16 protein-coding genes are annotated in these 26938 nt (G+C 56.0%); 6 read left to right on the top strand and 10 right to left on the bottom strand.

Annotated elements, in window-relative coordinates; translation table 11 throughout:
- Positions 1-228: 228 nt before the first annotated feature.
- The 3 genes from K7W03_RS20565 to K7W03_RS20555 form a co-directional block, all read right to left on the bottom strand.
- Entirely contained in the window at positions 229-1524 is a 1296-nt protein-coding gene (locus K7W03_RS20565; RefSeq protein ID WP_222887212.1) for a DUF6492 family protein, read from the bottom strand.
- Between the two features lie 500 nt (positions 1525-2024).
- Positions 2025-7172: a glycosyltransferase gene (locus K7W03_RS20560; protein WP_222887211.1), complete on the bottom strand. Its 5148-nt coding sequence runs from the start codon at positions 7170-7172 to the stop codon at positions 2025-2027.
- Positions 7173-7386: 214 nt separating this feature from the next.
- Positions 7387-8247 carry a right-handed parallel beta-helix repeat-containing protein gene (locus tag K7W03_RS20555; RefSeq protein WP_128830881.1) on the bottom strand — a complete coding sequence of 287 codons (861 nt, stop codon included), beginning with the start codon at positions 8245-8247 and terminating at the stop codon, positions 7387-7389.
- Positions 8248-8713: 466 nt separating this feature from the next.
- Between K7W03_RS20555 and K7W03_RS20550 the strand changes: the two genes are divergently transcribed.
- The 4 genes from K7W03_RS20550 (at position 8714) to K7W03_RS20535 (ending at position 14664) form a co-directional block, all read left to right on the top strand.
- Positions 8714-10876, top strand: a complete 2163-nt coding sequence (locus K7W03_RS20550; RefSeq protein ID WP_222887209.1) for a glycosyltransferase — start codon at positions 8714-8716, stop codon at positions 10874-10876.
- A gap of 7 nt (positions 10877-10883) precedes the next feature.
- A complete protein-coding gene (locus K7W03_RS20545; protein WP_222887208.1) occupies positions 10884-12038 on the top strand; it encodes a glycosyltransferase family 4 protein in 1155 nt (384 codons plus the stop codon).
- Positions 12035-13345, top strand: coding sequence for a glycosyltransferase family 4 protein (locus K7W03_RS20540; RefSeq protein WP_222887207.1), 1311 nt, complete (start codon positions 12035-12037; stop codon positions 13343-13345). The genes K7W03_RS20545 and K7W03_RS20540 overlap by 4 nt, the downstream gene beginning before the upstream one ends.
- Before the next feature lie 86 nt (positions 13346-13431).
- Entirely contained in the window at positions 13432-14664 is a 1233-nt protein-coding gene (locus tag K7W03_RS20535; protein WP_222887206.1) for a polysaccharide biosynthesis/export family protein, read from the top strand.
- Between the two features lie 47 nt (positions 14665-14711).
- Here the strand turns inward: K7W03_RS20535 and K7W03_RS20530 are convergent, their stop codons facing one another.
- Both K7W03_RS20530 and K7W03_RS20525 read right to left on the bottom strand, forming a co-directional pair.
- Positions 14712-15839: a lipopolysaccharide biosynthesis protein gene (locus K7W03_RS20530; protein ID WP_222887205.1), complete on the bottom strand. Its 1128-nt coding sequence runs from the start codon at positions 15837-15839 to the stop codon at positions 14712-14714.
- 12 nt (positions 15840-15851) lie between these two features.
- Positions 15852-16667, bottom strand: a complete 816-nt coding sequence (locus tag K7W03_RS20525) for an ABC transporter permease (RefSeq protein WP_226870350.1) — start codon at positions 16665-16667, stop codon at positions 15852-15854.
- A 211-nt stretch (positions 16668-16878) separates the two neighbouring features.
- Here K7W03_RS20525 and K7W03_RS20520 point away from each other — a divergent pair, with 211 nt between their 5' ends.
- On the top strand, positions 16879-17790 hold the full coding sequence (locus K7W03_RS20520) for an FkbM family methyltransferase (protein WP_025550139.1): 912 nt from the start codon (positions 16879-16881) through the stop codon (positions 17788-17790).
- Between the two features lie 25 nt (positions 17791-17815).
- Here K7W03_RS20520 and K7W03_RS20515 read toward each other — a convergent pair whose 3' ends face one another.
- From K7W03_RS20515 to K7W03_RS20505, 3 genes are all read right to left on the bottom strand, one after another.
- Positions 17816-19837: a glycosyltransferase family 4 protein gene (locus K7W03_RS20515; protein WP_222887204.1), complete on the bottom strand. Its 2022-nt coding sequence runs from the start codon at positions 19835-19837 to the stop codon at positions 17816-17818.
- Positions 19838-20114: 277 nt separating this feature from the next.
- A complete protein-coding gene (locus K7W03_RS20510; protein WP_222887203.1) occupies positions 20115-21605 on the bottom strand; it encodes a phosphomannomutase in 1491 nt (496 codons plus the stop codon).
- Between the two features lie 45 nt (positions 21606-21650).
- On the bottom strand, positions 21651-22730 hold the full coding sequence (locus tag K7W03_RS20505) for a mannose-1-phosphate guanylyltransferase/mannose-6-phosphate isomerase (RefSeq protein ID WP_222887202.1): 1080 nt from the start codon (positions 22728-22730) through the stop codon (positions 21651-21653).
- Between the two features lie 568 nt (positions 22731-23298).
- Here K7W03_RS20505 and K7W03_RS20500 point away from each other — a divergent pair.
- Positions 23299-24870, top strand: coding sequence for a hypothetical protein (locus K7W03_RS20500; RefSeq protein WP_226870349.1), 1572 nt, complete (start codon positions 23299-23301; stop codon positions 24868-24870).
- Here K7W03_RS20500 and K7W03_RS20495 read toward each other — a convergent pair.
- Positions 24844-25569, bottom strand: a complete 726-nt coding sequence (locus K7W03_RS20495) for a class I SAM-dependent methyltransferase (protein ID WP_222887201.1) — start codon at positions 25567-25569, stop codon at positions 24844-24846. The genes K7W03_RS20500 and K7W03_RS20495 overlap by 27 nt on opposite strands.
- A complete protein-coding gene (locus K7W03_RS20490) occupies positions 25542-26558 on the bottom strand; it encodes a glycosyltransferase family 2 protein (RefSeq protein WP_222887200.1) in 1017 nt (338 codons plus the stop codon). The genes K7W03_RS20495 and K7W03_RS20490 overlap by 28 nt, the downstream gene beginning before the upstream one ends.
- Positions 26559-26938 lie beyond the last annotated feature (380 nt).

Raw genomic sequence — 26938 nt, 5'->3', positions numbered from 1 at the left:
CGCCTTCCTCGACGACTTCGTCGATGATCCCGAACTTGCCGCCCGCTTCAAGGCTCAGCCGCCGCGGTAACAACCGGGCGGTTACGGATAGGAGGCCCTACTTTGGCGTGAAGAGCACCGTCCGGCATTCTTGAGGGTGGCGGCGACCGGACCTGACCCTGTAGCAATCGCCGGACCTAGCCTGGTTTCGTCGATCAACTACTGCCCTGGCCGCGCCCATCGATCTGTTCAGGCTGCGAGGCAAGCCAAATATGTCTGCATTGGCTGCAAGGTGTCGCAGGCGGGCTTCTGAAAAAGATAGCCGAAATACCCGTCCTCACCGGTCGGCGCTGCGCCATCCAACAATTGGTCGGGTTCGATGATCGGCCGTAGTATGCAGGGTTCGATCGGCTTGAACAGCTCTGGATGACAATAGGTCACAAACGCACCGTACCAGGCAAATTCGTAGGGGCTCACCGCGATCAAACCACAAAGGTTGGTGTAGCCGAAATCTGCCGCGCGCGATTCGAGAGAGAGGCAAATATCTGAATCAAATATGCCGTTACACCCGATATAATGATATTTGAGTGGGTTAAGACGCGCACTGAAATGTTCGTCAATGGCATCAAATGCCACGCCGGCCGAAACGAGATTGCCTCTCAGCCAACATTGTTCGCCCGTATCAATGAAGTGCTGATTTATTTCCTGTCGATCTAGAGGGCGGGCCGTGGTGCACAAAACGCCGTCACGAAATAAGGCTGTTCCGAAGTCGAATGGTTGCGTAAAGAACTGGGCTGAATCGCACGTCAGGTAATACCTTGACAAGCCGAGCTTGGAAAAGGCCAGTTTAACAACCTGCTGTACATGCCAACCGTCGAAATAAGCCGGTGGGACATTACCAGTCTTCTCCAACACCCAATCTTCATACAGGATTATCGGCAGTCTTTCGACGAACCCCGTAACAGAAGCGCTATCAAACAGCCTATCGAATAGCGCTTCATCCCGCCTTGGGATAACCAGATAGAAGGGGACTTCAGGTTTTACGTAAGAGAGGTAGGATCCAAACAATATAACGGACCAATGAGCATCATTGGCATAGCTCTTGTTCAGAATAGCATAGTCCCGATCAACGTCCCGGCCGTGGATCCGGACGCCTTGGAACTTCAGTCGCGTATCGTCCGCAACCGTCAGGCGGATCTCGAGGTCACTGACGTCTTGGGGTATATTCAGAGAGAAAATCGTTATGAGGCCGGGTCCAGCCTGTGCCGTTATGTCGGTTTTCACAAACTCATGCAGCCCGGAATTGCAAACCACGTCAACAATTGCGCTCGCGCCGCTATTCTCCACCTCGCCAAGAACAGCCACGGTGTAGACGCCGGCTTTGCAGGCGCGATAGGGGCCGCAGACAAGGAAGCCGGATTTTCCAACCGTCTGTATAGACCGATCACCCCGTTGGCCGTTCAGGACGAAGCTTTCATAGTCGTCGACAGTCAGGTGCATCACATCACCTGGAGACTTGTTCCCCACCGGGGCCGACATCATCATCTTCAGAAAAGCTCCGTGCTTGGAGAGCGCATCTTAGCCGCCCAAGATTTCTTCAGGGCAGACAGTGGTGCGAAAGGGCGCGCCATCCATCCACCCTCCAAACCAACCAACGGCCGCATATAAGGCTCCCATGCCGGAAAAAGGACGGTGTGACAACCTTCATCGGCAATGCTCCCCGGCCGTGCGCCCCGTCGCGGTGCGAAACCGTGATCATTGGCGCAGGAAGCTTGGGCGCGCTGCTGGCCTTGAAGAGCGGTGCGGCATGCTGTTTAAAATATTGGGATCGGTTCCGGCTGAAGGCCAATCCCAAAATATAGGCCTTTTCGTCGTTTTTTTCGATAGGGGGTATCGCGTGCCGGAAAGGCATGGATTTCTGCGGCTTTGAGCTCCATTCGGGGCATTTCCTGAAACAAAGCGATACCACGAGAAAGAAAAAATCTCTCCAAATCCCCGGAAAATCAACGTTTTTTTTGCAGTTTTGAAAGAGGTTCTGGCGCCGCTTACGAAACCTCCTCAGCCGGCCCCATTTCGCTCAGATTCCCTTCCCATCCATTATCCATTATTTCGCGAGCGGCCCCGAAGGAAACGGAGTTCAAGCGAATGCCAAGCGGCCTGGGATCCTCATTAAGCCCCAGCGACATCGGGCTCACTGGCTCAATTCCGCTCAAACTTACCCGGTGGATGCCAGGCTCGACGAAATCGATCAGTGGCAGCAAAATCTCCTGGTTTTCTCCGGGAATAACCTGCATCTCCAACGATGCTTCATCATTGACCGCATAGTGAAGCGACACACCGACATCTCCATAGGATCCGGGTAGCACTTCTGCGTGGATGACTGGAGCTTGAGCTACATCCCTTGTCCGGAAGGCAAAAGTCACCGACGAAGCCGCCGACCAGCGACCATCCGGTTCCCAATCATGCCATCCATCCAGCATAAGCAATTTCCCGCCCGCGCCATCAAAGGTCCGTAATTCAAGACCGAGCAATTGCACGCCAAACCGCCGATAGTCCGGATGCGCTTCGCTTCGGCTCGGCCAGTTCGGATTATTGGGTATCAACCGAATATCGACCTCGCCCCGGCTATTGGCCGCAGCGTCCAACGGGACGAGTATCCGGTGCTGCAACGCAGTTCCACCCGGCATCTTAGCTTCGGCGATTTTAGCGCCGCCGTTGGCGAGGATTGTTATGCTATCGTCCTGCCGGTCACTGCCCATGCGGGAAAGATCCAGCAGGAGAACGCCATCTCTAACGATATCGGGGTCGACAGAAAAACAAATGCGCCCCGTATCTGCTAGTGACCATATTCCTGCACCATCGGGATTATGCCAGCCACCACACAGCATCTGGTCCGGAAGCCGCTGCCGATCCGGATCGGAACCTGGACGAAGAAACTGGCCCGGAGTCATCAGTGGCCATTTCTGGCTGGGCAACAGCATATCCTGACTGAAACTCATCATGCTGACGAAGAAATCTGACTTCCCAGCCTTTTTTCCCCCAGCCTCAAAGAGGGAAACGTACAACGGGTCCGATTCAGTTAAAAGAGTGGTAGGAATTTCCACGTCGACCACCGTGGGGATATCATCCTGCAATTCTATGGCAGATACGCAATGGTCGTTAACGAACAATATTATCGTTATCGGATGTCCGGGGGAGGCGTGGGGCGCATCGATAACGAATTGCATCCTGACAGGGCGATCAAACCGGAGGCGCGCAACGCCGAACGCCAGATTCAGGCAGTTGTTTTGGGCATGAACGCCATCTCCCCCATAAGGCGATCCGATTCGGCAGAAGGGCCGGAAATCATGTATCCTCTCGTCGGGCGTAACGGAGGGACGATGGATCGTTTCGGTAAGCCGACGGGGCAGATCAACCGATGGTTCAACTTGCAGGGCAGCACGAATGTCTTCACGCGTACTGAACAATATGGCAGCGTCCCCTGCCTGAGACCTTCTTTCGACCATGAACGCGCTAAGACCGATACCCAAGCGCCTGGCATCTTCGGAGCTGTGGAATACCTCCCGAACAGCAAAGGCATGATCACCGATCATCTCTATGACAAGACAGTCATCTTTGTTGATAATCTCCTGCGGGATAACCACCCGGTTGATCAACAAATCTGCTGTCTCCTCTCCAACTGCAACAGGCGGAAATTCCCATAGTCCCACGACCCGATCATTGGCACGCACTTCATAACGAAGCCGTTCGTGGCTTGGCTTCGAAACTTTGGCTAGGACAGTGAGAACAACATCTTCGTCTGGAACATGAGCAAACCGCAATTCGATGGTCCCGATAGTCGATTTAGCCCATCGTCCCCACACTTCAGAGCCATACCACCCCGACGGCAGATAAGACGCTCCCTCACCATGATTGCCAACCAAGGCGACGTCGCCCAGATTATAAACGGTGGCCGCGCGCACTTTCATTTCTGCGGCCAGAGCCTCGACGATATGGTCGGTTGTTTCGCTCCAGGAAGTGACGGTGAAATTTTCCCTGATTTCGGCTTCACGGGTCGCCCGGGATGTTGATGACGTGGAATAATGTTGAATCATGGATGCCCAGCGGATGCGGTCGAAGGGATCAATCAAGTCCGTAAGATCCGGGGCGATTTCCTTCATCGACGACCGGTTGGAAGACAGGCAAATCTTACCGTGCGCCAAGCTTTCGCCGACCGGCAATCCCCAACCCTCATATAGCGAGGGATAAGCCGTCATCAGAGCCTTGTCATAAAGCCAGTCCAGCGAGCTATCGTCGATATTATCCAGAATATGGATATGTGAATTGACTTTCGGGTCATCCCGCATGACGCGTGCGGTCTCAGCGCCATTCCATGAAACGCCGCCCACGATCACAAGATGAGGGCAGGCGTCGCCCATCCTTTCCCGCAGAATGAGCCAAACATCGTAAAGGAGCCCATAGTTTTTGCGAAGATGAATTCCGCCAACACTCAGCACGAATGGACGGCTGCGGAAAAACTCCTGGGCTCGCATTCCTTCTGGAGTGGATTTTGATTCAAACGTGCCCACTTCATCAGCCAGACGGATTTTGGCAACCGTCGGCATGGTTATGTCATATTTTTCCGCAAAGGCAGAAACATCTCTACGCGTGCTTTCCGAATAGACGAGCAAACGGTTCGTGTGCTCAAGGATTATCGCACAATTCCGCTCCCAACGTTCCCCATAGTTGCCCTCATACCAATGTGGGAACAGCGCGGGGGTCATATCGTGCATCAGCACTGTCAAAGTCAATTTATGACCACGCGCAAAATGAGCTAGTTCCATGGCATAATCGGAATTAAGCATCCAGCTACTGCCAACCGAAATAATGTCACTGTTGTCAGAGAATATAATTGCATTTTTCTTGTTTAATTTCTGCGACATAAGGCGAACCATATAGGCATTCAAAATATCTTTAATTATTACTTCTCTAGGTATTTCTAGGAACCCAATTTCATTTGAATGATAGAAAACAAAACGAACGGATAAATCCATTCTCTTGCTCAATTCTTCTCCTATCGATCGCTCTACCCTGACTATGCCGGATAACATATTGGCATTATTGGCCCAGGTAGTGACATCAAGAATAATATCACCATGACCGGTTTTGGCAGCAAAGATGCCCCCCCTATTTCCTTCTTTTGTACGAATTTCTGTAAAACGGTGCAGCACTTCGTCATATACGGCTCGCGTTTGCTGAACATGCTTCTCCCAAGAGAATTGTTCCTTGACATGATTTGCGAGGTCAAGAGCTTGCGCAGGGGTAATGGGCTCATCCCACGCTTCCCGAACAGCGTCGCGGAGGGAGTCCGAGCAGGACGGATCGCAATAGCGAGCACGGTCTCCAATATACTCACACTCGCCGGAACGATCGCTGAGTACCATGTTGGCCCCGGTTGCGGCAGCCTCAAGAGCTGTCAGTGGCGCCCCTTCCGCCCAGCTTGGCAAAACAAAAACGCGGGCGCCGGCGATCGCGGAACGAAGCATATCCGAATTTGGCTCCAACCGGTCTATCATGACGACACCCGGACCGCCAAAGCGCCTGATCAGATCAGCATATTCGGGATGCGCTTCATGACCGATAAGGACGATCGGCAGATTACTATCCCTCAAGGCGTTCACCAGCATCAGCTGATTTTTGCGCGGCTCCACTCGGGCAACGCAAACCACATAATCCTGCAACCCATAGGCCTCACGGAACAGGTCCCTAGGCGCATTCTGGAAATGAGTAGCGTCAACTGGGTTACGAACAAGATATTCAGACGTACCCACATCTCCGACAAGGTCTTTGAAAGCGTTCCGCTCACTCTCGCTCAAATAGATTAGGGCATCGGCCAGCTCCGCAATCTCGGTCGCCATGTCTCGATATCCCGGCTCCGGATCGGCCGATGGATGCAAGGTCGATCGCTCACGATGAATTTGCGCATAGTGCCGGACCATCGTTTCGGCCTCGCCGCCCGATTCAGCCCTCCGGAAAGCGCGAAAAATGTCCGCCTGCCAAAGCGGAGCCTCTGAAAGGTCAAGGAAGATCGGCGAAAAGACCAACGGCTTATTCAGTCGCTTTGCTTCTCGAGCAACACGCAGCGCAGTTTTCGGGTGCCATATGTTGAAGCCATGAACGATATCCGTGGACGGCATGATTCGGTCGTGAAGAGCCGTCGCCGCCACAGACAATGACCGGAGCGCCTGTGCCGTCGCTGGGACACGTCGACTGGGGCCTCCCAATGTAGTGTCTTCAAACCCGTGGGTGACAAGTGACACGCCATACGTCTTGGACGGCTTGCCACCACTTCTATAAAGCGAGGGAGAAGCTATTTGCTGGAATAGCGTGCAGAACAACTTGTCGTGCTCGCTAGCCCAGCGGTCCCAGGTAACATGTTCCACCGAAGCCCGCAATTTCATCCGTTCATCGCGCAATCTCATCAAAACCGTACGAAGCGAGGCGGCATCCCCATTTTTGAAGGGAATATGAGGGAAGTCAGACACCCAGCCCACGTCCGAAGCAATGACCTCAACACCCGATGCCAGCGCCTCCAGCACGCTCATTGGACCGCCCTCATTGAGCGCAGGCACCAGAATATAGTCCATTGATTGGTAAAATGCCGGAAGGTCGACTTCGTCGATATGCTCGGCCATGCCCGGCCACCCTTCACCCGTAAAGTGCCATTCTATGTCCGGCACATCCATCACTGCGCGCACCAACGCCTCGCCCTTACGTCCGGTGTGATAGGTGCGACCAACAACGGCAATTTTGATCTTGGGTCGAAAAGCATCGATGTCGACCCCTGGCATGATGCAACTGGATTGCGAAACACCAAGAGCGTCGATCAATTTGAGCGTAGCACGCGACATGGCGATAGCATGATCGACTTCCAGTGCGGCCGCATCAAAGCGAGCGGCAGTAGCTGCGTCCTCCTCGCGATGAGTGAACAGTGCGATCTCGATCGGCGAAATCCTCCCGCCACGACACCCATAGGTTATGTAATATTGAATCGAAGCTGTCGGATCCGTATTTCTACCATAAGTGACATAAGGCAAACGGTCAGCGATCTCCTTTGCCAGCCGTTCCAATATCCACCCGGTGTCAGATATCACAATATGCACGGACAACCGCGGCTTTACCCACTGACCAATTTTACCATTCATGGCAGTCATCTATGCAACAACCTTTGACGCAAAAAATTATATAATATTATGATATCTGATGAATTAACAACCACTTTTACCGCACCAAGGATGAAGTTGGCCGCAAACTGAGCTCGAACCTGCAATTGCAGAATACCGGCCGCAGTCGATCTAAGGTGTTGGGTTGGACGGCTCCCATCGGCATCGCAATGTGCCAAGGTGATGTCGCTGTAGGACACACATGCTATTGCCGAACCGAAGAGATCTTGTAATTGAAGATGCAATGATGCGTGGACGATACGTTCTTGGATCTCGGGCGAGGGAGAAATTCCCGTGAAGCCGGAGATATGTTCGTCGTTATTCCTTGAATGCTACGCGGGCCGCACATGGATGGATATGTTCCCGAACTACTGTTGAGATCGTTGCGCTCGATCACCATCGGGCCCGTCAATTTATCCACGTTGAGCGCAAGCATGGCGCCCCTGACCCTGTTGTCGGTCACAGCACCGCCAAAGGTGGGCGCTTCATACCATGGTGCCGATCCGATCATGATACCAAAACCACAGCGATGCCGCGGACCACAATCGATCACATTACGCCTGACCCTCGTGCCAGTGAAGTCGCCGCTGGTGGCCTTGGGCCAAGCCTGGAGCATGATTTCCGCGAACGAGCCACCTTCCTCGGCATCACTATGACTAAATTGATTGTTCGCAACCATACAGCCGACACAGCTTCCAAAGATGAGTTGCACATCAGTGTTGTCGTGAAACCGATTACCCGATACCTGAAAGCGCTTCGCATTGTGGATTGTAAGGCCATCGGCCCATCGTAAGTTAGCGTTGTGCGTCCCGTTCCCGTTGAAGGAATTGTTCCTAATAACCGTGCCGGTGCCCGAGCCATATTCAAGCGCTGTATAACAAGCCATGTCCCGGAAAACGGACCGCGTAATCGAAACATTATCTCCGCTTATCCTCAGTCCGCCTCCCATCGGCCTTTCCTTGTCAGATGCACAACGCTTTGCGGATAATTTAGGATCACTCAGGCGCGTTCCCTGAAATACCAAGCTATCAAGCCGGACAGCGTCGCTAATTATATCGAAAGGCATTATCGCGTCTCCCACCTGGGAGGAGGGTGCGATCGCGAGATGCAACAGGGCGCAGCGCGCTTCATTGGCAGAGCATGGCGGGGCGATGTTACTCCGGCCCCGGGTCTGCAATTTGACAGGACGCAATATCCGGATGGGTGTCGCGATCAGATAGTGACCTGGCGGGATCGCCACTGTTCCGCCTGGGGGCGTAGCGTCTAGGCAGGCCTGAAGCGCTGGTCCCGCATCGCGCACGTTGCCCGCAAATGATGACACCGCATCGCACGGCCCCTTCGGTTGAGCGCGGGCAACATCGGGATGCCCTTCAACAACACCCAGCATTAGGAGTACCAGGACCACTAAGCTTTGGACAAATGCCCAGGCAGGGGGACGATAATCTGGGTTCCCAGGCTTGCGGGATGATTGGGCCTCGTGCAGGAAGCGCCTAAACACGGCATTTACCTCTTGGGGTTCGTAGGAGCAAAATATGCTTTCAAAACTATTGGACGGCAAGCGCAAGGTCAGCGACCGCCGAAAAGGTAATCAGTGCCGTGACGCCCGCGATTGGGCGGGCGCAGTCAATGCCTATACGCGCCATCTTGCGTTCAATAATGCGGACCAGCCCATCTGGGTTCAGCTGGGCCATGCCTGGAAGGAGCAGGGGCAGCTTGAGGAGGCCGCTGAGGCTTATCAGACAGCCGTCGATCTGGATATCAACGACGTGGACGCCAATACCCACCTCGCCGACATCCTACGTCGCCTAGACCGGGGCGAAGAGGCTCTAGCAGCTTATGAACGAGCAAACCGCGCTGCACCCAACGCAGAGGCGATGCGTAATATCCGATTATTACGTAACGACGCCAAGGTCACGGTTGCCACAGGCCTGGGGGAAGGAACGACCTTCTTTGCGATCCAGGATCTGTTTGGATATCTCAAGGCGCATGTAACGATGTCGGGCATCCAGCGCGTCCAAGCTGGTATTGCGATACACGCGATTAAGGACGCGGATGTCGATGTCCGCTTCATCCTGACCGACGCGGGGGACAGAACACAGGTTCTTCCTGCCGGAGAATTCTGGATGGTCGATAACGCACTGGTCATGGGCATCATCGATTATGCCTCTGGCAAGCACGTCGATCATGACGCGCTCCGCGCAATGGTGATGGCGTGTGAAGATGGTGCAGAACGCGTTCAGCCGTTGCAGGGGAGTACTATTGTCCTGCTGGGAGCCTTCTGGGGACTGGGGAACAGCATCAGGGATTTTGTACATTCCAAGCGCGCTGGGGTACGCGTGGGTGCCTATGTCTATGACATCATCCCGGTCACTCATCCTGAATTTTGCGATGAAGCGTTGGTCACCGATTTTTCGATGGCGATCTGCGAATTATGCGCCACCGCTGACTTCATACTGACTATTTCCGATGCGACGCAGACTGCGCTGAAGGATTTCATCACTGAAAGCGGCGGGCGGCCGATCCCCATGACAACGGTCCCCTTGGCGCATCACCTGACGCGTGAAGTTGATGAGGTGGTCGAATGGCCTCAACAGTTACGACGCGTGAAGGGGAAACGCTATGCCGCCTATATCTCAACCATAGAGGGGCGAAAAAACCATCTCTATGTCGTCAACGTCTGGAGGCGTTTGATCGCCCAGGGTGTCGATGTTCCCGACCTAGTGTTCGTCGGGCGGCACGGTTGGAAAATTGGCGCGCTTACCGATGTTCTGGCGGCCACAAACAATCTCGACGGGCGCCTCCATATTGCGCACAACCTGTCCGACGGCGAACTGAATGCTGTCTATGCCAACTGCGATTTTTCTGTTTTCACCAGCTTTGTCGAAGGCTGGGGTCTGCCGGTCGGCGAAAGCCTGTTCCACGGCCGTCCCTGCATCGCGTCCGACACGTCATCAATCCCTGAAGTTGGGGGCGACCTGGTGGACTATGTAGATCCATTCAGCATCACGCAGGGAATGGAAGTTTTCCGCCGCATGATCACGGACAAAGCGTATCGCGACACTCGGGCACAAGCTATCCGCGATCGTTTCGTTCCCAGAACGTGGAAGGACGTGGGTGCGGACTTCCTTGAAAAGGTCAAGGCATATCAAGATACCGATATCGCGCCTTTCGAAGGTAACCTTAAGGAAGGACGGGCACTTTCGTTCAAGATAACCCCTGGACATCGAATCAACACCAAGGTTTATTTCAAGAATCCCAAGCGTATCTTGATTGATTCTGTGTTTTTATATGGGGCAGAAAATCATGGTGTGTGGATGAAAGGCCCGCAGCCTACATTCTCGATACCGACCGAAATGGCACCGGGCACGTCCGTTCTCGCCTATATTCAGTTTTCGGTGGCACCAGGTGCCTCAGACTGCATGATGACCCTGTTCGATCAGGTTGCGAACGAGGAAACAGATGCCATAAGATTGTTTGACATCAGTCATGGCCAGCCGGTTCGCTTCATGGCGAAGGTAGGCGAAGACAGCGCAATACGTATAAGGATCGATGTTACAGGCTCCTATCCGCGGTCTGCTAACGATGCACGCAATTTTGTTATCGGACTACGCACATTTGGATATGCTGATCCAGAAAACATGCGGGGACGGCAAGAATTACTTGAGGCCATGAGTCTAGTGGATCGAGCAAGCTGATATTTCCTTGACAAATGCAATGGTGCCAGAATCAGCCCAGCTTAATATGCCGATCTGCATCGACGGGCGAATGCTCAACGATGGAGGTGCTGGCACGGGAGTGGGGCAATATGCCCGCACTTTGATCGCTGCATTGCAAACGGCAGGCATTTGCCCTTCCGTTTTGAAGGATGGCGGTCCGGCAAGGCATCGCCCACGCATCCGCAAGCTTTTGGCGGCGGCGCGGCCATGGTCTCGCGTGGCATTTTTCAGTGATCAGGGCTTCTACGTGCGCGACGTTTTTCGCGAAGCGCAAGTGTTCTTCAATATGCACAAACGCCCTATGCCTATTGCCCTGCCGGGGCGGCCTGGCATCATGCATTGGTCCTATCCGCTGCCCCTACAGATCAGAGGATGGCGCAATCTATATACGGTGCACGATGTGATGCCACTTGACCCCGGGATCCCAAGCCCCGTCGACGGGGCCAGACTTCGCACCATGCTGAATGCGCTGCGCGATACGGGGGGAGAATTTGTGACTGTGTCAGATACTGCGCGCAGCCAGATCATTTCGCAAATGGGCTGGCCTATGCATATGGTAGCGACCTGTCACCAGGCAGCGGATATCTCGGGAGCGCGACAGGGAGCGCTGCCAGAAAGCCTCTGCGAGGGTGACTATCTTTTGTATGTGGGTGCCGTTGAAGCGCGTAAGAACCTACTGAGGCTGCTCGAAGCCTATCATGCCAGTGGCAGTCCGACGCCACTGGTCATCTCGGGCCCAGACGGTCTCGATGCTGCAGCCGTTGACGCGCGTATCAGGATGACCCCAGGGGCGATCAGACTGGGGCTCCAACCCCGCGACAGGGTGCTTCAACTGATTGCCGGCGCGCGCGCGCTGATCCTTGTATCGCTAGCTGAAGGATTCGGGCTGCCTGTCGCGGAGGCGATGGCGCTGGGGACGCCCGTTATTTCCGCCGACGTGCCGGCATTGGCCGAGGTGGGAGGCGGCGCCACACTGCTTGTCGATCCGCTCAACATAGCAGCATTGCGTGACGGCCTGATCGCTATCGACAGCGATCCTTTGTTGCGCGATCGCCTTTCCAGGCTTGGAGCCAAAAGAGCGCAACATTTTGCCCTCGAGCCCTATGCACAGCGGCTCCTCAAACTTTATGGGATAGCATGACCGACAACGCTTTATCGGCAATCCGCATTGGGCTGGATGGCTATAATCTGGCCATGCCGCAAGGGACCGGCGTTGCAACCTACGGGCGCAATCTGGCTGCGGCCGTGGCGGAACTAGGCCACTCGGTTGACCTCGTCTTCGGCGTCAACATACCGCGGAAGGCCAACAATGAACTTCTGGAATCTCTCTTTTTCGGACAGTTAGGCGCGGATTCTCCCGGTCACTTGACTATGCGCCGACGGATGCGTCGCTGGCGTGTACATCCCTTTGAGCATGAACTGATCCAGATTCCCGTAACTGGTCGCACGGTATCATTGGAAGGCACCGCCCAACTGCCTGCCTTTGAGCGGCTCTTCAATCGCGCCGAACTTTATGACCTCTGCGCCCGGCACTTCCGCCGATATGGTAAGTTTATGACACTAAATATGCTCGATCCGCCCGCGATCATGCACTGGACTTATCCCCTGCCAGTACGTCTGGCGGGCGCGCACAATATATACACTCTGCACGACTTAGTGCCATTACGGCTGCCACGCGCCAGTCTTGAAGATAAGCGCTATTATGACGCGCTAGTGCGAACCTGCGTCCATGAGGCCGATCAAATTGTTACGGTCTCGGAAAAGTCGCGTACCGATATTATAGATCTGTTAAATGCAAATCCCGAAAAGGTCACGAACTGCTACCAGACCAGCGACATGCCAGCACTGCGAGATCCCGCAGCGCTGCCCAACCGCCTGCATCAACTTTTCGATCTGGAGATGAATGGCTATTTTCTGTTTTTTGGCGCAATCGAACCAAAGAAGAATCTGGGCCGCATAATCCAGGCTTATCTGGAGGCAGACATTGCAACTCCTCTCGTCATCGTGGGCTCAGAGGCTTGGCATGCTGACCGCGAACTAAAATTGCTCGGCACCGCCCACGGCCGAAAGTTACCTGGCGTTGATAGGATTCGCCGGATCGACTATGTGCCGCGGACATTACTGACCGACTTGGTCCATGGCGCGAAAGCCAGTCTCTTCCCAGCCCTGTATGAAGGCTTTGGCTTGCCCGCGCTGGAAGCGCTTGCCGCGGGGGTTCCCCTATTGTCGAGTACCACTGGCGCACTGCCTGAAGTGACAGGCGACGCGGCCTTGTCGGTGGATCCCTATGATATCGACGCTCTGGTCAATGCCATCCGAAGGCTGGACCGGGACGCTGCGCTCCGGGCTCGTCTCGCCGACCGAGGGCCTTTCCAGGCTGCCAAATTCTCCCGCACGGCGTTCGCCGATCGCATTGGTCAGCTTTACCAGAAGATTATCAGGCGCTAGGCGCTTGCGAAAGAAGGCGAGCTGCCACCAACAGCGGTCAGCTAGTTATTATGCGGACGCTGCCCAGGCAGCATTGGAGTGATATCATGTACGTCAAGCGCTGGGTGCGAACTGTACGACCCGAACTCATCCTGTTAGCCGCAACGGCATTGGGCGGCTGCACGACATTGCCTCGAAATGGCCCGACCGGAAGCCAAATCTCGAGGAGCGCGACGAAACAGAACACGATCGGCTTCAAGATCATAGATATCGCGCCAGAGAATATCGCCGCATTGTCGACGACAAACAGTCCAACGGGTGCGCTTGCCACTCTCGCTGCCGATGGTCTAGTCGATAGAATAGGTCCGGGCGATGTCCTGTCTGTTGAGATCTTCGAAGTAGGTGTCACCTTGTTTGGTGGCCATGCAAATATCGGAAGCGCTAATGCTTCTACGGGGACCGAAGCTGATCTCTCCGCAAGCAACGAAACGATCGGTAATGGCGGAGTTGTCGTGGACGGCGATGGCAACATTAGTCTGCCATATATCGGAACCATAAAGGTCGCGGGCCTCACGGCAGCTCAGGTCCAGGATGAGATCGTGGTGAGATTACAGGGCCAGTCCCAAAGCCCGCAGGTGATTGTATCCCTTCGCCGAAATATCGCTAATGCCGTCGTCGTAATGGGGGATGTAGCAAATCCAGGGCGCTTGCCTCTTTCATTGGCGCGCGAGCGACTGCTTGATGCAATCGCAGAAAAAGGCGGCATTAGCCGGACGGCGCAAACTGGTTCGTCCACTGCTACCGGTACCGGCGCGCAGGACGTCATGGTTCGGTTCACGCGCCGCGGCCACATGGCGGAGCAATCGCTCGATAGTATCAGCGCAGGATCTCCAGATGATCTAGTGCTGTTGGGCGGCGATCGTATCGAATTGATCCGCCAGCCTCGTACTTTTACCGTTTTCGGAGCGCTGGACCGGATATCGCAAATCCCGTTCGAAAGCCGCACATTAACCCTAGCCGAGGCCCTGGCGCGTGCTGGCGGCCCAAACGACGGTCGTGCCGATCCGCGATCGGTGTTCGTGTTCCGTCTGACAGCTGATGCAGGCTCAGCCGAGCAACTGAGCAAATCGCCGGCATCCACTGAGAGTGTGATGATGCCGGTTGCTTACCGCATCAACATGATGCAGGCGCAAAACTACTTCCTAGCGCAACGTTTCGTTATGCGAGACAAGGACCTTATTTATATCGGCAACGCTTCAGCCAACCAGCCTCTTAAGCTGGTGCAGGCTTTGGGGCAGCTGTTCTCGCCGGTCATCGCTGTCCAGAATGCCACGCGGTAAAGCTCATGGCGTGCCCGGCGCCAGGTGCGCCGGGCACGCCATGCCGGTTAGGCGGCATGTTCCTTAACGCCGGCGGTAATTAGCCAACCTATACCATAAACAAGCATCAAAGTGAAAAAGGCGGTCAGCACGGTTTTAGTGCGCTCTGGGTACAGGGCTTTTACGGGCATATTCGGATCGACAACCGGCACGACGAACAACTGCTGGCGACGGGCGTCATCCTGCGCCCGCTGAAGCCCCGCCGATGCGATCTCCAACTGCTTTCCAGCCATTTCCTGCCGAACCTTAATGCCTTCGTAGGCACCCATACCCGCTGCGACATTGCCAGGCCCTCGAGACAATTTTGCGCCCTCCGCCACGACCTGACGGGACAAGGCTGCAACACGCCGCCGCAGCGCCACTAGCTGTGGACTATTGGCGGAAACAACGCCAGCAATGGAGGCTTCCTGAGCCTTCGCGATAGCAAGCTGGCCCTGGAGGTCGGATACCATACTTGTTCTGGACGCTCCGGTAACCTGCGGATTGAAGTCCTGCTCACTCAGACGAAATTGCGTGATCTGCCGCTGAATTTGCGACAGATTGGCCTCGGCTTCGTGCACGCGACGCTGTGACATGGTGATCGCGTTGGCATAGTTGCGCTGGTTGAGCATGTTGACCCGGCCTTCGCCCAGCTTGAGTAGTTCCCGGATGATACGGTAGGAATCCTCGGGCCGAAAACTGCGGACCTTCAATGTGGTGATGCCGGTTTCGGTACTAACATCCACATCGACCTTACCCTTGAAATATTTCTCAAGCTGTTCAGGCGTCGGGCTAGTGAACCAAAGGCGTGACACAGCATCAGCCTCCGGCCTCTGAAATCTCTGGCTCAGGCCAATCCTCGATTGCAGGGCGGCAACTGCATCATGCGATTCCAGATAATCCGCGACGACCATGGCGTCGCGTTCGGAAGAAGTCCCGCCAACCATCGTCAACGCTTGACTGAGGCCACTGGGTGCAGCCGGAGTATCCGACGTCCTGACGACGAAATGCGCTTCTGACTGGTACTGATCGGCCGCTATCAGGTAATAATATATCGCGACCAGGGCAGTGGGGAGCAGCACGATCAAACACCAGTTACGGTGCTTGCGGAACCAGCCTAGCAGCCAAGTTCGAGCTGTTGAAGATGAATGATCCAAGATATATGCACCTTAGTGAAGATGAATGCGACGTCTTGTTATTCTGATAGAGACGAGCCCGGCATATGTCAGAAACAGACACCAGCTGACAACATAGGGTATATCGACATAGGTGTCCTTGGCGGCATGGAACTGGCCATATCGCAAAAGCTCAAAGATTGTAGGCAATGGGAACCAAGTCAGCCAGTTTTTATATGGCTGCGGGACCCAAGAAAGTTGGTAAAATGCCCCCGATAGCGGCATCAAAATATATGTGATCGGGTGTACGAACCGCGCAACAAGTTTATTATCGTGCGTCCAGGCACATATCAAAAGCGAAACAGAGAAAGAAAACCAGAACATCAGACCAATGCCGATCAACAATTCCAGCATGCGGGCGGGCGGTTCAGACATTCCCAATGCAGTGACAAGGCCCATCAGCACGATGTAGGACATCGTCGTCCCGACGCCCTCCAGCAAGCCGCGTGCCAGCATCATGTCGAAGATCGTAACACGGCGATGATAGAGTAGTGGCATGTTGGATTCCAACGCGCCATCGGCACGAGTCACCATGCCCCGAAACATGATGAACAAAGTATACCCAAGGATGGCGAACGGAACTGGATGAATGCCCCCGTGAGGCAAACCATGCCCGGCATGAAGCAGGGCGACTGCGCTAGCCAGGCTGAGCGGTTCCAGGAAAACCCAGAGATAGCCTATATTTTCGCGACCATAACGGGTATGCAGTTCGCGCATCAGAAGGGCGCCGATCACGTCTCCCTGGACCTTCAGACCGTGCCAAAAGCCGCGATCCCCGGTGGAACCGGAAGTGTTTGAAATCATAGTCATGCGGGAGCTTCTATCTCGATACGAGCATCATACGATATAAATTCGCCACTGGCACAGGCGGGCCAGTTAGACGCGATCCGAAAGTCGCCGGTTCCCTATTTTTATGCATCATGGTGGCTGCCATATCCTGCTGCGCGATGCTACTCAATGCGTCCGTCGCTGTTTACGGTAATTGTCGCCTTACCATTCGGTTTGGCATATGGGCGGATATATGAAGCATATTTTTCCCCGTACGGATATCCTGTCTCGCTTTCGCCCCGGTTCCAGCAAAGACGACGGCATGCGGCTATTTCATCTCGATCATCTCCGAACCTATCCGCGACAACGCAACGAAGCGGTGATCCGCCAACTTTGCGCGAACGCTTATCTGGGTGAAGGGCGCTCATTGTGCCGAGTGCTGGGCCGATATAAGATGATTGTAGATACTTCTGACGTTGGGCTCTCAAGTCATCTGCTGCTCGACGGCTATTGGGAAATGTGGCTTACCGAATTATTGGCAGATTTGGTCAAACCCGGCATGAAGGTGGTGGATGTCGGTGCCAACCTTGGCTATTTCTCCTTGCTGATGGCGGATCTCGTCGGTCCAGCGGGACAGGTTCACGCCTTTGAACCCAACACCGATTTGGCGCGGCGGATGATTCAAAGCCTTGCGATTAATGGTTTTGACGGCATTGCTACCGTGCATGAGCAGGCATTGGCAGACGTCGAGGCAGACGTTTTGCTGGTTGTGCCCTCCGCCGAACCGAAAAATGCCCATCTTTTGCCCGCAGGCCATCCCGTTTCCGCAGATGACACAACCGTAAGCCGCCTGCTCCGCACGCGTAGGCTCGACAGCTACAATGAATTGCTCGACGCGGATATCATCAAGATCGATGCTGACACATCCGAACAGGCGATCTGGCACGGTATGGCGGGCATCCTTCAAAGCGGTCGTCCTCTGACAATCGTACTTGAATTCGCGCGCGTGCGTTATGCCGATCCGGGCGCGTTCATCGACAGGATAGCGTCTGACGGCTTTCGTCTTGCCGAAATCACATTCGAGAGTGGCGTACAGCCAACACATAAGGAGGCGATCCTTGCAGCCTCCCCGACCAATGACGTCATGTTGCTGCTCACCCGCTGAAAATCGGTACTGATCTCTATATTTCTTACGAAATAATGATTTTCTCCACGATTATCTCCCCTGCCGACGGTGTTATAGCTAGTCGCAGCGGACCCGGGATATGGGGGAGTGGATAGGACAAGATCGTGGGTCCGTGTACATTGTACTGAACCTTGTGGGTGAGACCGTCTAAACCAATCGCGATCGTGACGGGATCGCCTGTCGCCATCACATGAATATGTAAATGCGCATTGGGCGATCCCGACCAACAAAACCACAGCGCGGCATCCTCGCCTCTGATGCCGCAACCTTGCATGGTTGGCGCCAGCCAACCATAGCCATGGCGAAGGGGATCACCCGACATTATGTCATCGCTCCCTTGCCGTGAAAGGGACAGCGACCAGACCCCTGTGCCAGCGATTCGAGGTAATGTGTCGCGCGTGCGCGATGGAATCGCTTGCGCCTTCGCCATCAGCTCGGCTGCAATTTGCTGCCAGCTTCGAGGCACGTAGCTCTTCCGAATTGCTCCCTCAGCACCAAGTCGCGTTTTCTCGTCCAGCAGTGTGCGCACGGTTGCCGCGATTTGGGCGGCATCATGAGGATCGAAATAGCGAGCGAAAGACCCACCAGCCTCCGGTAGAGAGGAAACACCTGAAATTGCCGGAATTTTGCCGTAGGATAAGGCCTCGGAGACCGGCAGCCCCCACCCTTCGTAGAAGCTTGGATAAAGTGCGAAAAGACAATTTTCATACAGCGCGGCCAATCCGTCATCGGGAACGCCGTGGAGGATACGCACCAAGCGCTGTAACCCCGGATTTTCATGCAACATCCGGTGTAAATCATCGTTTAGCCAACCACGCCCGCCCACACATACCAAATGCGGCATAGCAGATTCACCCAAACTGTCAGCCAGCGACATCCAGGCCCTAAACGCTCCCATGTGATTTTTTCGGGGTTCAAGCGTCGAGACCAACAGGACATAGCCGAGCGGCTCCAAGCCAAAGGTCTGCAGGACGTCGACACTGGCCGAGAGCTGCCGGAAATCGCCATCAAGGCGAACGACGGGAACGGCACTTGCTGCCATGGGGGCACCGCATTGTGCCGATTTTTCGACAAGATCGCGCCGCGTGGCCTCGGAAATGGCGAGACAACCATCAGCCGAGTGGAGAAGGGACCTGAACCAAGCGCGATAGTCGCGCACAAGCGACTGGATGAACCAAGTCGGCTCAATCATCGGGATCAGGTCGAAGACGAGAGGAACATAAATGACGGCATCGCGGGTCCGGACCGTCCGGATATCAAGCAAGTAATTGCGATCTGCCCAAGACGTGCCCAGATTGATTAAGATGGCCCCGCGCGGGAAATGAACCGGCCGTGATACAGCGATCAGTCGGTACATGTCGTTCAGGTGCGCTTTCCACGCCGGATCTTCTTCATCGTCGCTCTGTTTAGCCAAACGGCAAAGCGCCTCGAAACGGTCATTGTCGAGTTTGATCCATCCTCGTTGTACGCTGGAATAGATACAGTATATCGGCCGAACAATGCCTTCCATGGCAGCCAGCGATATCTCGATCTGGACGCGTTGAATGCCCGTGGGCAAGCGGCGTTTACCGAAGAATGCGATCAGGTCAGTCACGTCCAGCAGGACCGCACCGATGGGCAGAGGTTGATGACCTTCAGGTTTTTGAATTGCTGGATCGATGCCTAGCAAGGTCAGCGCATCGATCCATGTTTCCGCTTCTGCATCCGGGTCGGGCATCGCTCGCGCTAGTTCCGACAGTGCTTCCAGATTTGCCCGGTCTCGGTTCAACGCCCGGATGAAATATCGGGCTGCGTCCACCGGCTGATACCATGCCTTCGCCATATGCCCCAAATGGAGCAGGGGTTCAGCATCATTAGGATGTAATTGCGCAGCCATTTCATAAGCCGCTCTGGCAGCATCGATGGCGCCTCCTTCCTTTTCCATGTGCCCAAGCTGAATCCACAGATGGTGCAAATGCGGTTCATGGGTCACTGCCTGACGATAACCGGATGCAGCAGTGGCCCAGTCTTGGCGCACACGGGCCATGTTAGCGAATCTGATATGCACGGCCGTGCCCCGCCGGACAGTCAGGCCGTTCGACTTGGGACCAAGTCCCCATTTCCTGGACATACGGTCCAGCCAGCTTGTGATCCACCGCATATTTACGCCCTAGAAGGCCAATTTACAGGAGGCAATGGAGGCGCATCGCACATGCCTATTTGGGGGAGGTGGGCATGTCGGCTTTTTCGGAAGGAGCAAAGCTATTTACTATCGCCCAAGCCGCACCGGCGAGCGTTCAGATAGACATCCAAAGGATGATGAGTCACCCGATCACAAGATCGCGCACCACCTCCAACGCCTTCGCATTGTTGGCGACCGACCGCTCCGATGTGTCGCTTTCCGTATAACAGCGCAGTTCGGGCGCGTTGCCACTTGGGCGCAGGTGAATGATGTCGCCGCCTGCAAAATGGATACGCAGCCCGTCAGTAAGATCGATACCGTCCACTTCACCAGCGATACCACCGAATGTGGCGGTCAGTCGCGCCAATATTTCCGCCTCGCTTCCTGCCTCCAAATGCGCGATCAGCGCCCTGCTTTGGGCAGTGGGATAATTTTGCAACCGTTCGCTGAACGTATAGCGCGCAGGCAATTGACGCTGAAGCATCGACAAGGAGACGTCTTGCCGCCGCGCATCGACCAGCGCAGCAAGAATCGGCAGGACCGCGTCGCGCGTAGGCAATGCGGACAGGCGCGTATTTTCTAAACGAACCTCTGCCCCGAGAAGGAACCCGCCATTCGCTTCATAGCCGCATACGGTGACCTGCCCCGCATTTATCAGGTTGTTCATTGCCTCAATCACGAAGGGAGATCCGATGCGGGTGCGGCTTACCGTGTCGAACAAACCAGACAATTCGGCCGCGCTGTTGCAACTTACCGGCGTCGCTACGGCTTTGATGCCCAGAGCTCGCGCGCATAGGATGCCCAGTATATCGCCCCGAATCCACGTTCCGGACTCGTCTGCCAGCAGCGGTCGATCCGAATCTCCGTCGGTGGAGAGAATCGCGTCGAGGTTCAGTTCGGACGTCCATTGACGGGCGAGAGCCTGGTCTTCGGGCCGAACAGCCTCAGTATCAACTGGGATGAAGGTTTCCGACCGGCCGAGGCGGTAGGCTTCTCCCCCCAATTGTTCGACCAGCCTTACCAGAATGTCGCGGCCAACCGCCGAATGTTCATATATTCCAAGCCTCAGCCCCCGTAGCGCCTCGGTGCCAAAGGCATCGACATAGCGGGCGACATAAGCTGTTGCGACATCAATGAGTGGGCCCAGTGGGGTCGGCTCCCCCAGCATATCCTCATCATCGAACAGGTCGGGCAGCGTGATATTTTGGGCGCGAATTCCCAACTCATCGGATTTGAGCACTTCGCCATCGTTGCGATTGAACTTGATGCCGTTGCGGTCGTCAGGGATGTGACTTCCAGTCACCATCAGAGACGCGATTCCCCGGGCAAAGCCATAGGCAGCTACAGCGGGGGATGGCACAAAGCCGCAGAAGTCGACATGACCGCCCTTGTGGTGGATAGCTGCAGCGCAGGCAGCCATGATGCGCGAGGAAGAAGGGCGCAGATCGCCGGCAATCGCCACATGGCTTCCCGGTGCGAACTGCCCGATATTCTCCAAATGTTGCAAGAACCCGCAGGTGTAGGCGAAACATATGCGGTCGGTCATCGCACTGACGAGCCCGCGCGCACCACTGGTGCCGAAAGTGACGCCGGATAGCGACATCAGATCGGCAATCGAAACAGTTTGCGTCATATATCTCCGGGAATCAGCAGAAAGAGGGATCGTCCAGCGTTCAAGCTATTCGGCAGCCATCGCCGCGGCTTTGATGGCTTCCGTCACCTTCCTCACTTTCTGAGATTCCCCCCGGCGCAGGATCATGACCTCGCCCTGCGATATCACCACGATCAAGTTATCGACATCGACCAGGGTGACCCGAGGGCCATCACTATTAATGAGGCAATTCCGTGCGCCTAAAAGTATCGCTTCACCCCGGACGGCATTATTGTCCATGTCCCTGATGCTGACGCTGTGCAGCGAATCCCAGCTCCCGACGTCCGACCAACCCATATTTACCGGCACGCATGCCACACGGGCCTCACGTTCCATTACGGCATAATCGACGGAATCCGATGGACAGACAGCGAAGGCTTGCGGGTCAGGGACAATTTGCACGCCATTCCGTTCCGCCGCTGCCAACGAAGCTTTGACCGCAGCAAGTATAGCGGGCTGGTGCCGCCCCAATGCTGCCAGATAGGCGTCAGCACGGAACATGAAAATGCCAGCGTTCCATGCATGATTGCCCTCGGCAAGCATCTCAGCAGCACGGTCCGCATTGGGTTTTTCGACAAAACGGACGACCTCATGGATCATGTCTCCGCAGATCTCGCCCATTTTGATATAGCCATAGCCCGTTTCGGGAGCATCCGGTGTGATGCCGAACGTGACGAGCCAGCCTTCAGCCACCAGAGGTAGAGCGCGGGCAATCGCTTCGTGGAAGGCAGGCAAGTCAGCGATCGTGTGATCGCTTGGCATGACGAGCATTGCATCGCTCGCCTGCGCTTCGAACGCAGCCAACGCGATAGCAGGAGCCGTATTGCGGCCGAAGGGTTCGAGCAGAACGAGATAATCCTCCAAACCACTGACGGTGATCTGCTCGTGGATGATGCTGGCATGCGCAGCACTTGCTACCACGATCGGGCGGCCGATCGACGCTGCGCTGAAGCCTTTAATCCGCTTCATTGTGAGCTGCAGCATAGTTTCATCCGCTGTCAGCGGTAGAAGTTGCTTTGGACGTTCAGGTCTTGAGACGGGCCAAAGCCGTGTGCCGGAACCACCCGACAGGATTACTGGCACAATTTTGGGGAGGTCGTTGATCATAACCCACATTATCTGAGCAAAGACAAATAGTTTGAGTCTGAGCCGGCTGCAATATGAACCGACCCCCACTTGCGGGCTTCATGCGCGGAAAGAATCTGATTGCCAAGTGATTTTCAGACGCACGATACCCAGCCATCGTGTCATTTTGTCATTCGTTTCACATCTGTTTTAAATATAATCGGGCGAGCGTCAAAGGCGGAGCATTGCTTGTGATATTTTTGGCATGCGACTTTCAACCCCGCGCCAGATTGGTGATGGCCATGTATTCTTCAACCGCGTTGGCGAGCCTTACAAGGACACGCGGCCTGGCCGCATCCCGGGAAGCAATTGGCTGAAGACGCAGCACGAGACAACCTGCAAGCAGGCCGGAACGACCTCTTCACCAACATGCACATGGGCGGCTGAAAATCGCGCAGAATGGTCCAGCGCTATGCCAGCGTGGGCACCGACCACATGCGCGAGTCGATCAGCAAGTTGAACTGAACGCACATTTTTTCCATTACCGCCCTTTGCCATATGGCACCGCTCCTCTATCGACCTAGGCGGGTGATTTTTGGGGACCTGGAAAATGGGGGAGACATTCACCTCGGCCGGCCATATCGGGCCATCCACTGACGCCGCTGCCATGGTCTCGGGGAATCAGCGCTCCATTTTCATCGCACAACGCTGGATCTGGACATCTCTTGCCGCTCTTCTGGGCAGCAGCCAGCTACTGCTTTGGCGGTTTCTCGATACCGCGCCCGGCTGGGCCTACGTGCTTGGCGCATTGATCGTCGGCGGACTTTGCTTCTTCACCGTTAAAATCACCAAGGATAGCCGCGATATTACCCTCACCACCTTGCTGACCTGTTTCCTGGTCGCACTGGGCCTGTTGGTACTGAGCGGCGAAGGGCGGTTCTTCTACGCCAATGTGGATTGGCAGGTTCGCTTTGCCGTGCTGCGGGACATGGGCATCAACCCCTGGCCTTTTATCTATACGGCACGCCCTGAGCCCGACCTGCTGCGCGCGCCGATCGGCATGTTCCTGGTACCCGCGCTGGTCTTCAAGGCTCTTGGCCCAAGAGCGGCGGATATCGCCCTGCTGTTGCAAAATACCACGCTGGTGGCGTTACTGCTCGCCTTGGGTAGCCAGCTGTTCATAAATCAGCGCTCGCGCCTGATCGGCCTGGCTATATTCATCCTGTTTTCCGGCATGGATGCGATTGGCGACCTGCTCATGCAGGGAATGCTCACCGGTCACCTGGAAGATTGGGCCGAGATTCAATATTCCTCGACCATCACCCTGCTTTTCTGGGTACCCCAGCACGCGATCGCCGGTTGGGTGGGCGCGGTTGGCTATATGTTGTGGCGGGAGGGCCGCGTGCCTCTCGCTCCATGGCTGGCGCTGCTGCCGCTGACGGCGCTCTGGTCGCCGCTGGGGCTGATGGGAGCCATGCCCTTTGTTGCGCTGGCAGGGGTGAGAACGCTGATCGCGCGTTCGCTTCGTGCGCGCGATGTCATGGCGCCCGCGGCATCGCTTCTCCTTTGCCTGCCCTCGCTCATTTATCTGGGCGCAGCATCGGATGACGTCGGCTTCCATTTTCAGCCGATCCCCTTCGTCCAATGGCTGCTGTTCCAATCCTTCGAAACGCTACCCTATCTGATTCCTCTCGCGATCGCCGGACGATCGACGCGGTTCGGGCGCGATAGCCTGTGGCTGGCCTTTGCCTGGCTGATGCTCATCCCCTTCGTGCAGATAGGCTGGTCGACCGACTTCATGATGCGCGGCTCGATCACGGCCTTGGCACTGGTCACGGTCATGGTCAGCGATCATGTCGTGCAACGGGGCGAGAGGTGGCGCTGGTTCATGGTGCTGCTTGCCATCGGCAGCCTGACCGGCCTTGCCGAGATACGGCGCGCTTTGCTCTATCCCGCGGCACCCGAGGTGCGCTGCACCTTCTTCAAGGCATGGGACCAGACCTTCGCGGCCTTTCCCAAGGGCTCCTATCTGGCGCCTGTCGATAAGGTTCCAGCGCTTATCCGCCCTGCCCATCCGGCCCGCGCCTCGGCGAGCGAGCCAGCCCGCTGCTGGGACGGCACCTGGAGGCTGCCATATGATCCGCGCAACGCTCCGTCAGACCGAGAGAATGGCGTAAAGTGACAAGCCCAGGGGGAAGGAAAGGCGGCCAAGCAGATGTCGCTCTGCCGCGAACACCCGCTGAAGCGCGGCATTGAAGAGCGGCGACGGACGCGCGTCCAGGGGCGTGTCACGGCGCAACAACTGATGAGCGAAGCGCTGCGCTACGGCGAGCGGGAAAAGCAGGCTGTTGAAATGACCTGAGACTTCAACCTTCAACCCCGCTGCGCGGACCACTTCGAGCAGACCATCATGCGTGTAACGACGCTTATGATGATGCAGCACGTCATGCTCCGACCAGAGCCAGGGCGCAGCCGGGACAGTGAGCAACAGCCGCCCATTGGGCGCGAGCCGTCCACCCAGAGCGCGAAGCGATGCTTCATCCTCATCGATATGCTCCAGCACATCGAGCAGCGCGATCAGGTCGTAGCGGGTTTCACCGAAACCGATCGCATCGGGCAAGGCGCCCGCCTCCACCCGGCACAGACCGCGTGCAGAGGCCAACGCGCGGGCGTCCGCGTCATATTCCATGGCATCGAGCACGCCATATTGCGCCAGCAGCGCAAGGTTCCCGCCCGTGCCGCAGCCCGCTTCGAGGATGCGAGCGTCAGCAGGCAGCGGAACATGGGTGCGGACCAGGCTGTCGATGATCGCGCGGCGAGCGACAAACCACCAATGATCCTGCTCCTGTACGCTCATGCTCGCATAGGCTGATCGGTCCATTCATCCTCTTCCTTGGCTTGGGGCTGGATAGCACGCGGCGCTGTAGGCTCACTTTCCTCCGCCACGACATAAAGCGGCCGATTGCGCACTTCCTGCGCGACGCGGCCCAGATATTCCCCGATGATGCCAAGGCTCATCAGGTTGAGGCCCCCCAGCATCAGCACGGCGACCATGATCGAGGCGTAGCCCGGCGTATCCACTCCGGTCAGCAGCGTGTGCAGCACCAGGAAGGCGGCATAGACAAAGGCCATCAGGGCGATGCTGCCCCCGATATAGGACCAGATCCGCAAAGGCATGGTGGTCGAGGCGGTAATGCCATCCACGGCGAGCGACCAGAGCTTGCTGACTCGCCATTTGCTGCTTCCAGCCTCGCGTGGAGCACGTTCATAATCGACTGTGGCGACGCGAAAGCCCACCCACGAGAAAAGCCCCTTGGTAAAGCGTGCCTGTTCGCCCAGCTGCTTGATGACGTCCACCGCCCGCCGGTCGAGCAACCGGAAATCGCCGACATTCTCCGGGATAGGGTGATCTGAAAGTCGGTTGATAAGGCGATAGAAGCCTTGCGCGCTCCAACGCTTGAACCAGTCGTCGCTGGACCGGTCGGCGCGGCGCGCATTGACCACCTTCGCCCCCGCCAGCCAGTGGCGGACCATGGCGATAATGACTTCCGGCGGATCCTGCAGATCGACATCGATCGGGATAACCGCGTCTCCCCTCGCCCGGTCGATCCCGGCAGCCAATGCCGCTTCCTTGCCGAAATTGCGCGATAGGGTGATATGGCGGACATCGGGGTCCAGACGGGCGAGGATCGTCAATATGTCGCCGGTGCGGTCAGTGCTGCCATCATTGATGAACAGAAATTCGGCTCGAGCGTCCGGTCCGATGAGCTGAAGCGCTCGGGCGACCGCGGGACGTGCTGCATCCAGGAACAGCGAAATGCTCTCCTGTTCATTGAAGACCGGAATGACGATCGACAGCGAGATGCGCATGGGTCTTGGCCTGGTCCACCCGAAATGAGACCCTACGCTATCGACCACAATGGTTAACGGAAAGTGATGGTCGGGAAGGATAAAGGCAAAATTTACCATAGACGGGCATGACGGGGCATGCCCAGCTTCCAAGCCCTGACCACAAAACCTGCCTTCATCCTGACCATGGTCGGAATCGGAGCATTGTTGCCCAGCTTGGTGCTGGGTCCCGGGGCGACCCATTCACATCTCTATAACAACATGTGGACGGCCCATTTCGGCGAGCAGATGGCAGCGGGCCACCTTTATGAGCGTTGGCTATAGCGCGACGATCTGGGTGAGAGGTCAGCGACTATCAGGATGAGAACAGATTGTCGCGGCGGGTTCATGGTGCCGGGTTA

The organism is Sphingobium sp. PNB, assembly GCF_019873065.1.
GTDB lineage: Bacteria > Pseudomonadota > Alphaproteobacteria > Sphingomonadales > Sphingomonadaceae > Sphingobium > Sphingobium fuliginis.
The sequence above is the reverse complement of the archived record's forward strand: the minus strand, read 5'-3'. Positions and strand labels throughout refer to the sequence as shown.

What these genes read in the sequence shown, in the direction of transcription:
- K7W03_RS20555 (WP_128830881.1), bottom strand. Translation starts at nt 8,247, where the DNA reads ATGCCTTTCGATATAATTAGCGACGCTGTCCGGCTTGATAGCTTGGTA.
- K7W03_RS20565 (WP_222887212.1), bottom strand. Translation starts at nt 1,524, where the DNA reads ATGATGATGTCGGCCCCGGTGGGGAACAAGTCTCCAGGTGATGTGATG.
- K7W03_RS20535 (WP_222887206.1), top strand. Translation starts at nt 13,432, where the DNA reads ATGTACGTCAAGCGCTGGGTGCGAACTGTACGACCCGAACTCATCCTG.
- K7W03_RS20550 (WP_222887209.1), top strand. Translation starts at nt 8,714, where the DNA reads ATGCTTTCAAAACTATTGGACGGCAAGCGCAAGGTCAGCGACCGCCGA.
- K7W03_RS20515 (WP_222887204.1), bottom strand. Translation starts at nt 19,837, where the DNA reads ATGGCCCGTGTGCGCCAAGACTGGGCCACTGCTGCATCCGGTTATCGT.
- K7W03_RS20510 (WP_222887203.1), bottom strand. Translation starts at nt 21,605, where the DNA reads ATGACGCAAACTGTTTCGATTGCCGATCTGATGTCGCTATCCGGCGTC.
- K7W03_RS20495 (WP_222887201.1), bottom strand. Translation starts at nt 25,569, where the DNA reads ATGGACCGATCAGCCTATGCGAGCATGAGCGTACAGGAGCAGGATCAT.
- K7W03_RS20560 (WP_222887211.1), bottom strand. Translation starts at nt 7,172, where the DNA reads ATGACTGCCATGAATGGTAAAATTGGTCAGTGGGTAAAGCCGCGGTTG.
- K7W03_RS20500 (WP_226870349.1), top strand. Translation starts at nt 23,299, where the DNA reads ATGGGGGAGACATTCACCTCGGCCGGCCATATCGGGCCATCCACTGAC.
- K7W03_RS20520 (WP_025550139.1), top strand. Translation starts at nt 16,879, where the DNA reads ATGAAGCATATTTTTCCCCGTACGGATATCCTGTCTCGCTTTCGCCCC.
- K7W03_RS20490 (WP_222887200.1), bottom strand. Translation starts at nt 26,558, where the DNA reads ATGCGCATCTCGCTGTCGATCGTCATTCCGGTCTTCAATGAACAGGAG.
- K7W03_RS20540 (WP_222887207.1), top strand. Translation starts at nt 12,035, where the DNA reads ATGACCGACAACGCTTTATCGGCAATCCGCATTGGGCTGGATGGCTAT.
- K7W03_RS20525 (WP_226870350.1), bottom strand. Translation starts at nt 16,667, where the DNA reads ATGACTATGATTTCAAACACTTCCGGTTCCACCGGGGATCGCGGCTTT.
- K7W03_RS20505 (WP_222887202.1), bottom strand. Translation starts at nt 22,730, where the DNA reads ATGATCAACGACCTCCCCAAAATTGTGCCAGTAATCCTGTCGGGTGGT.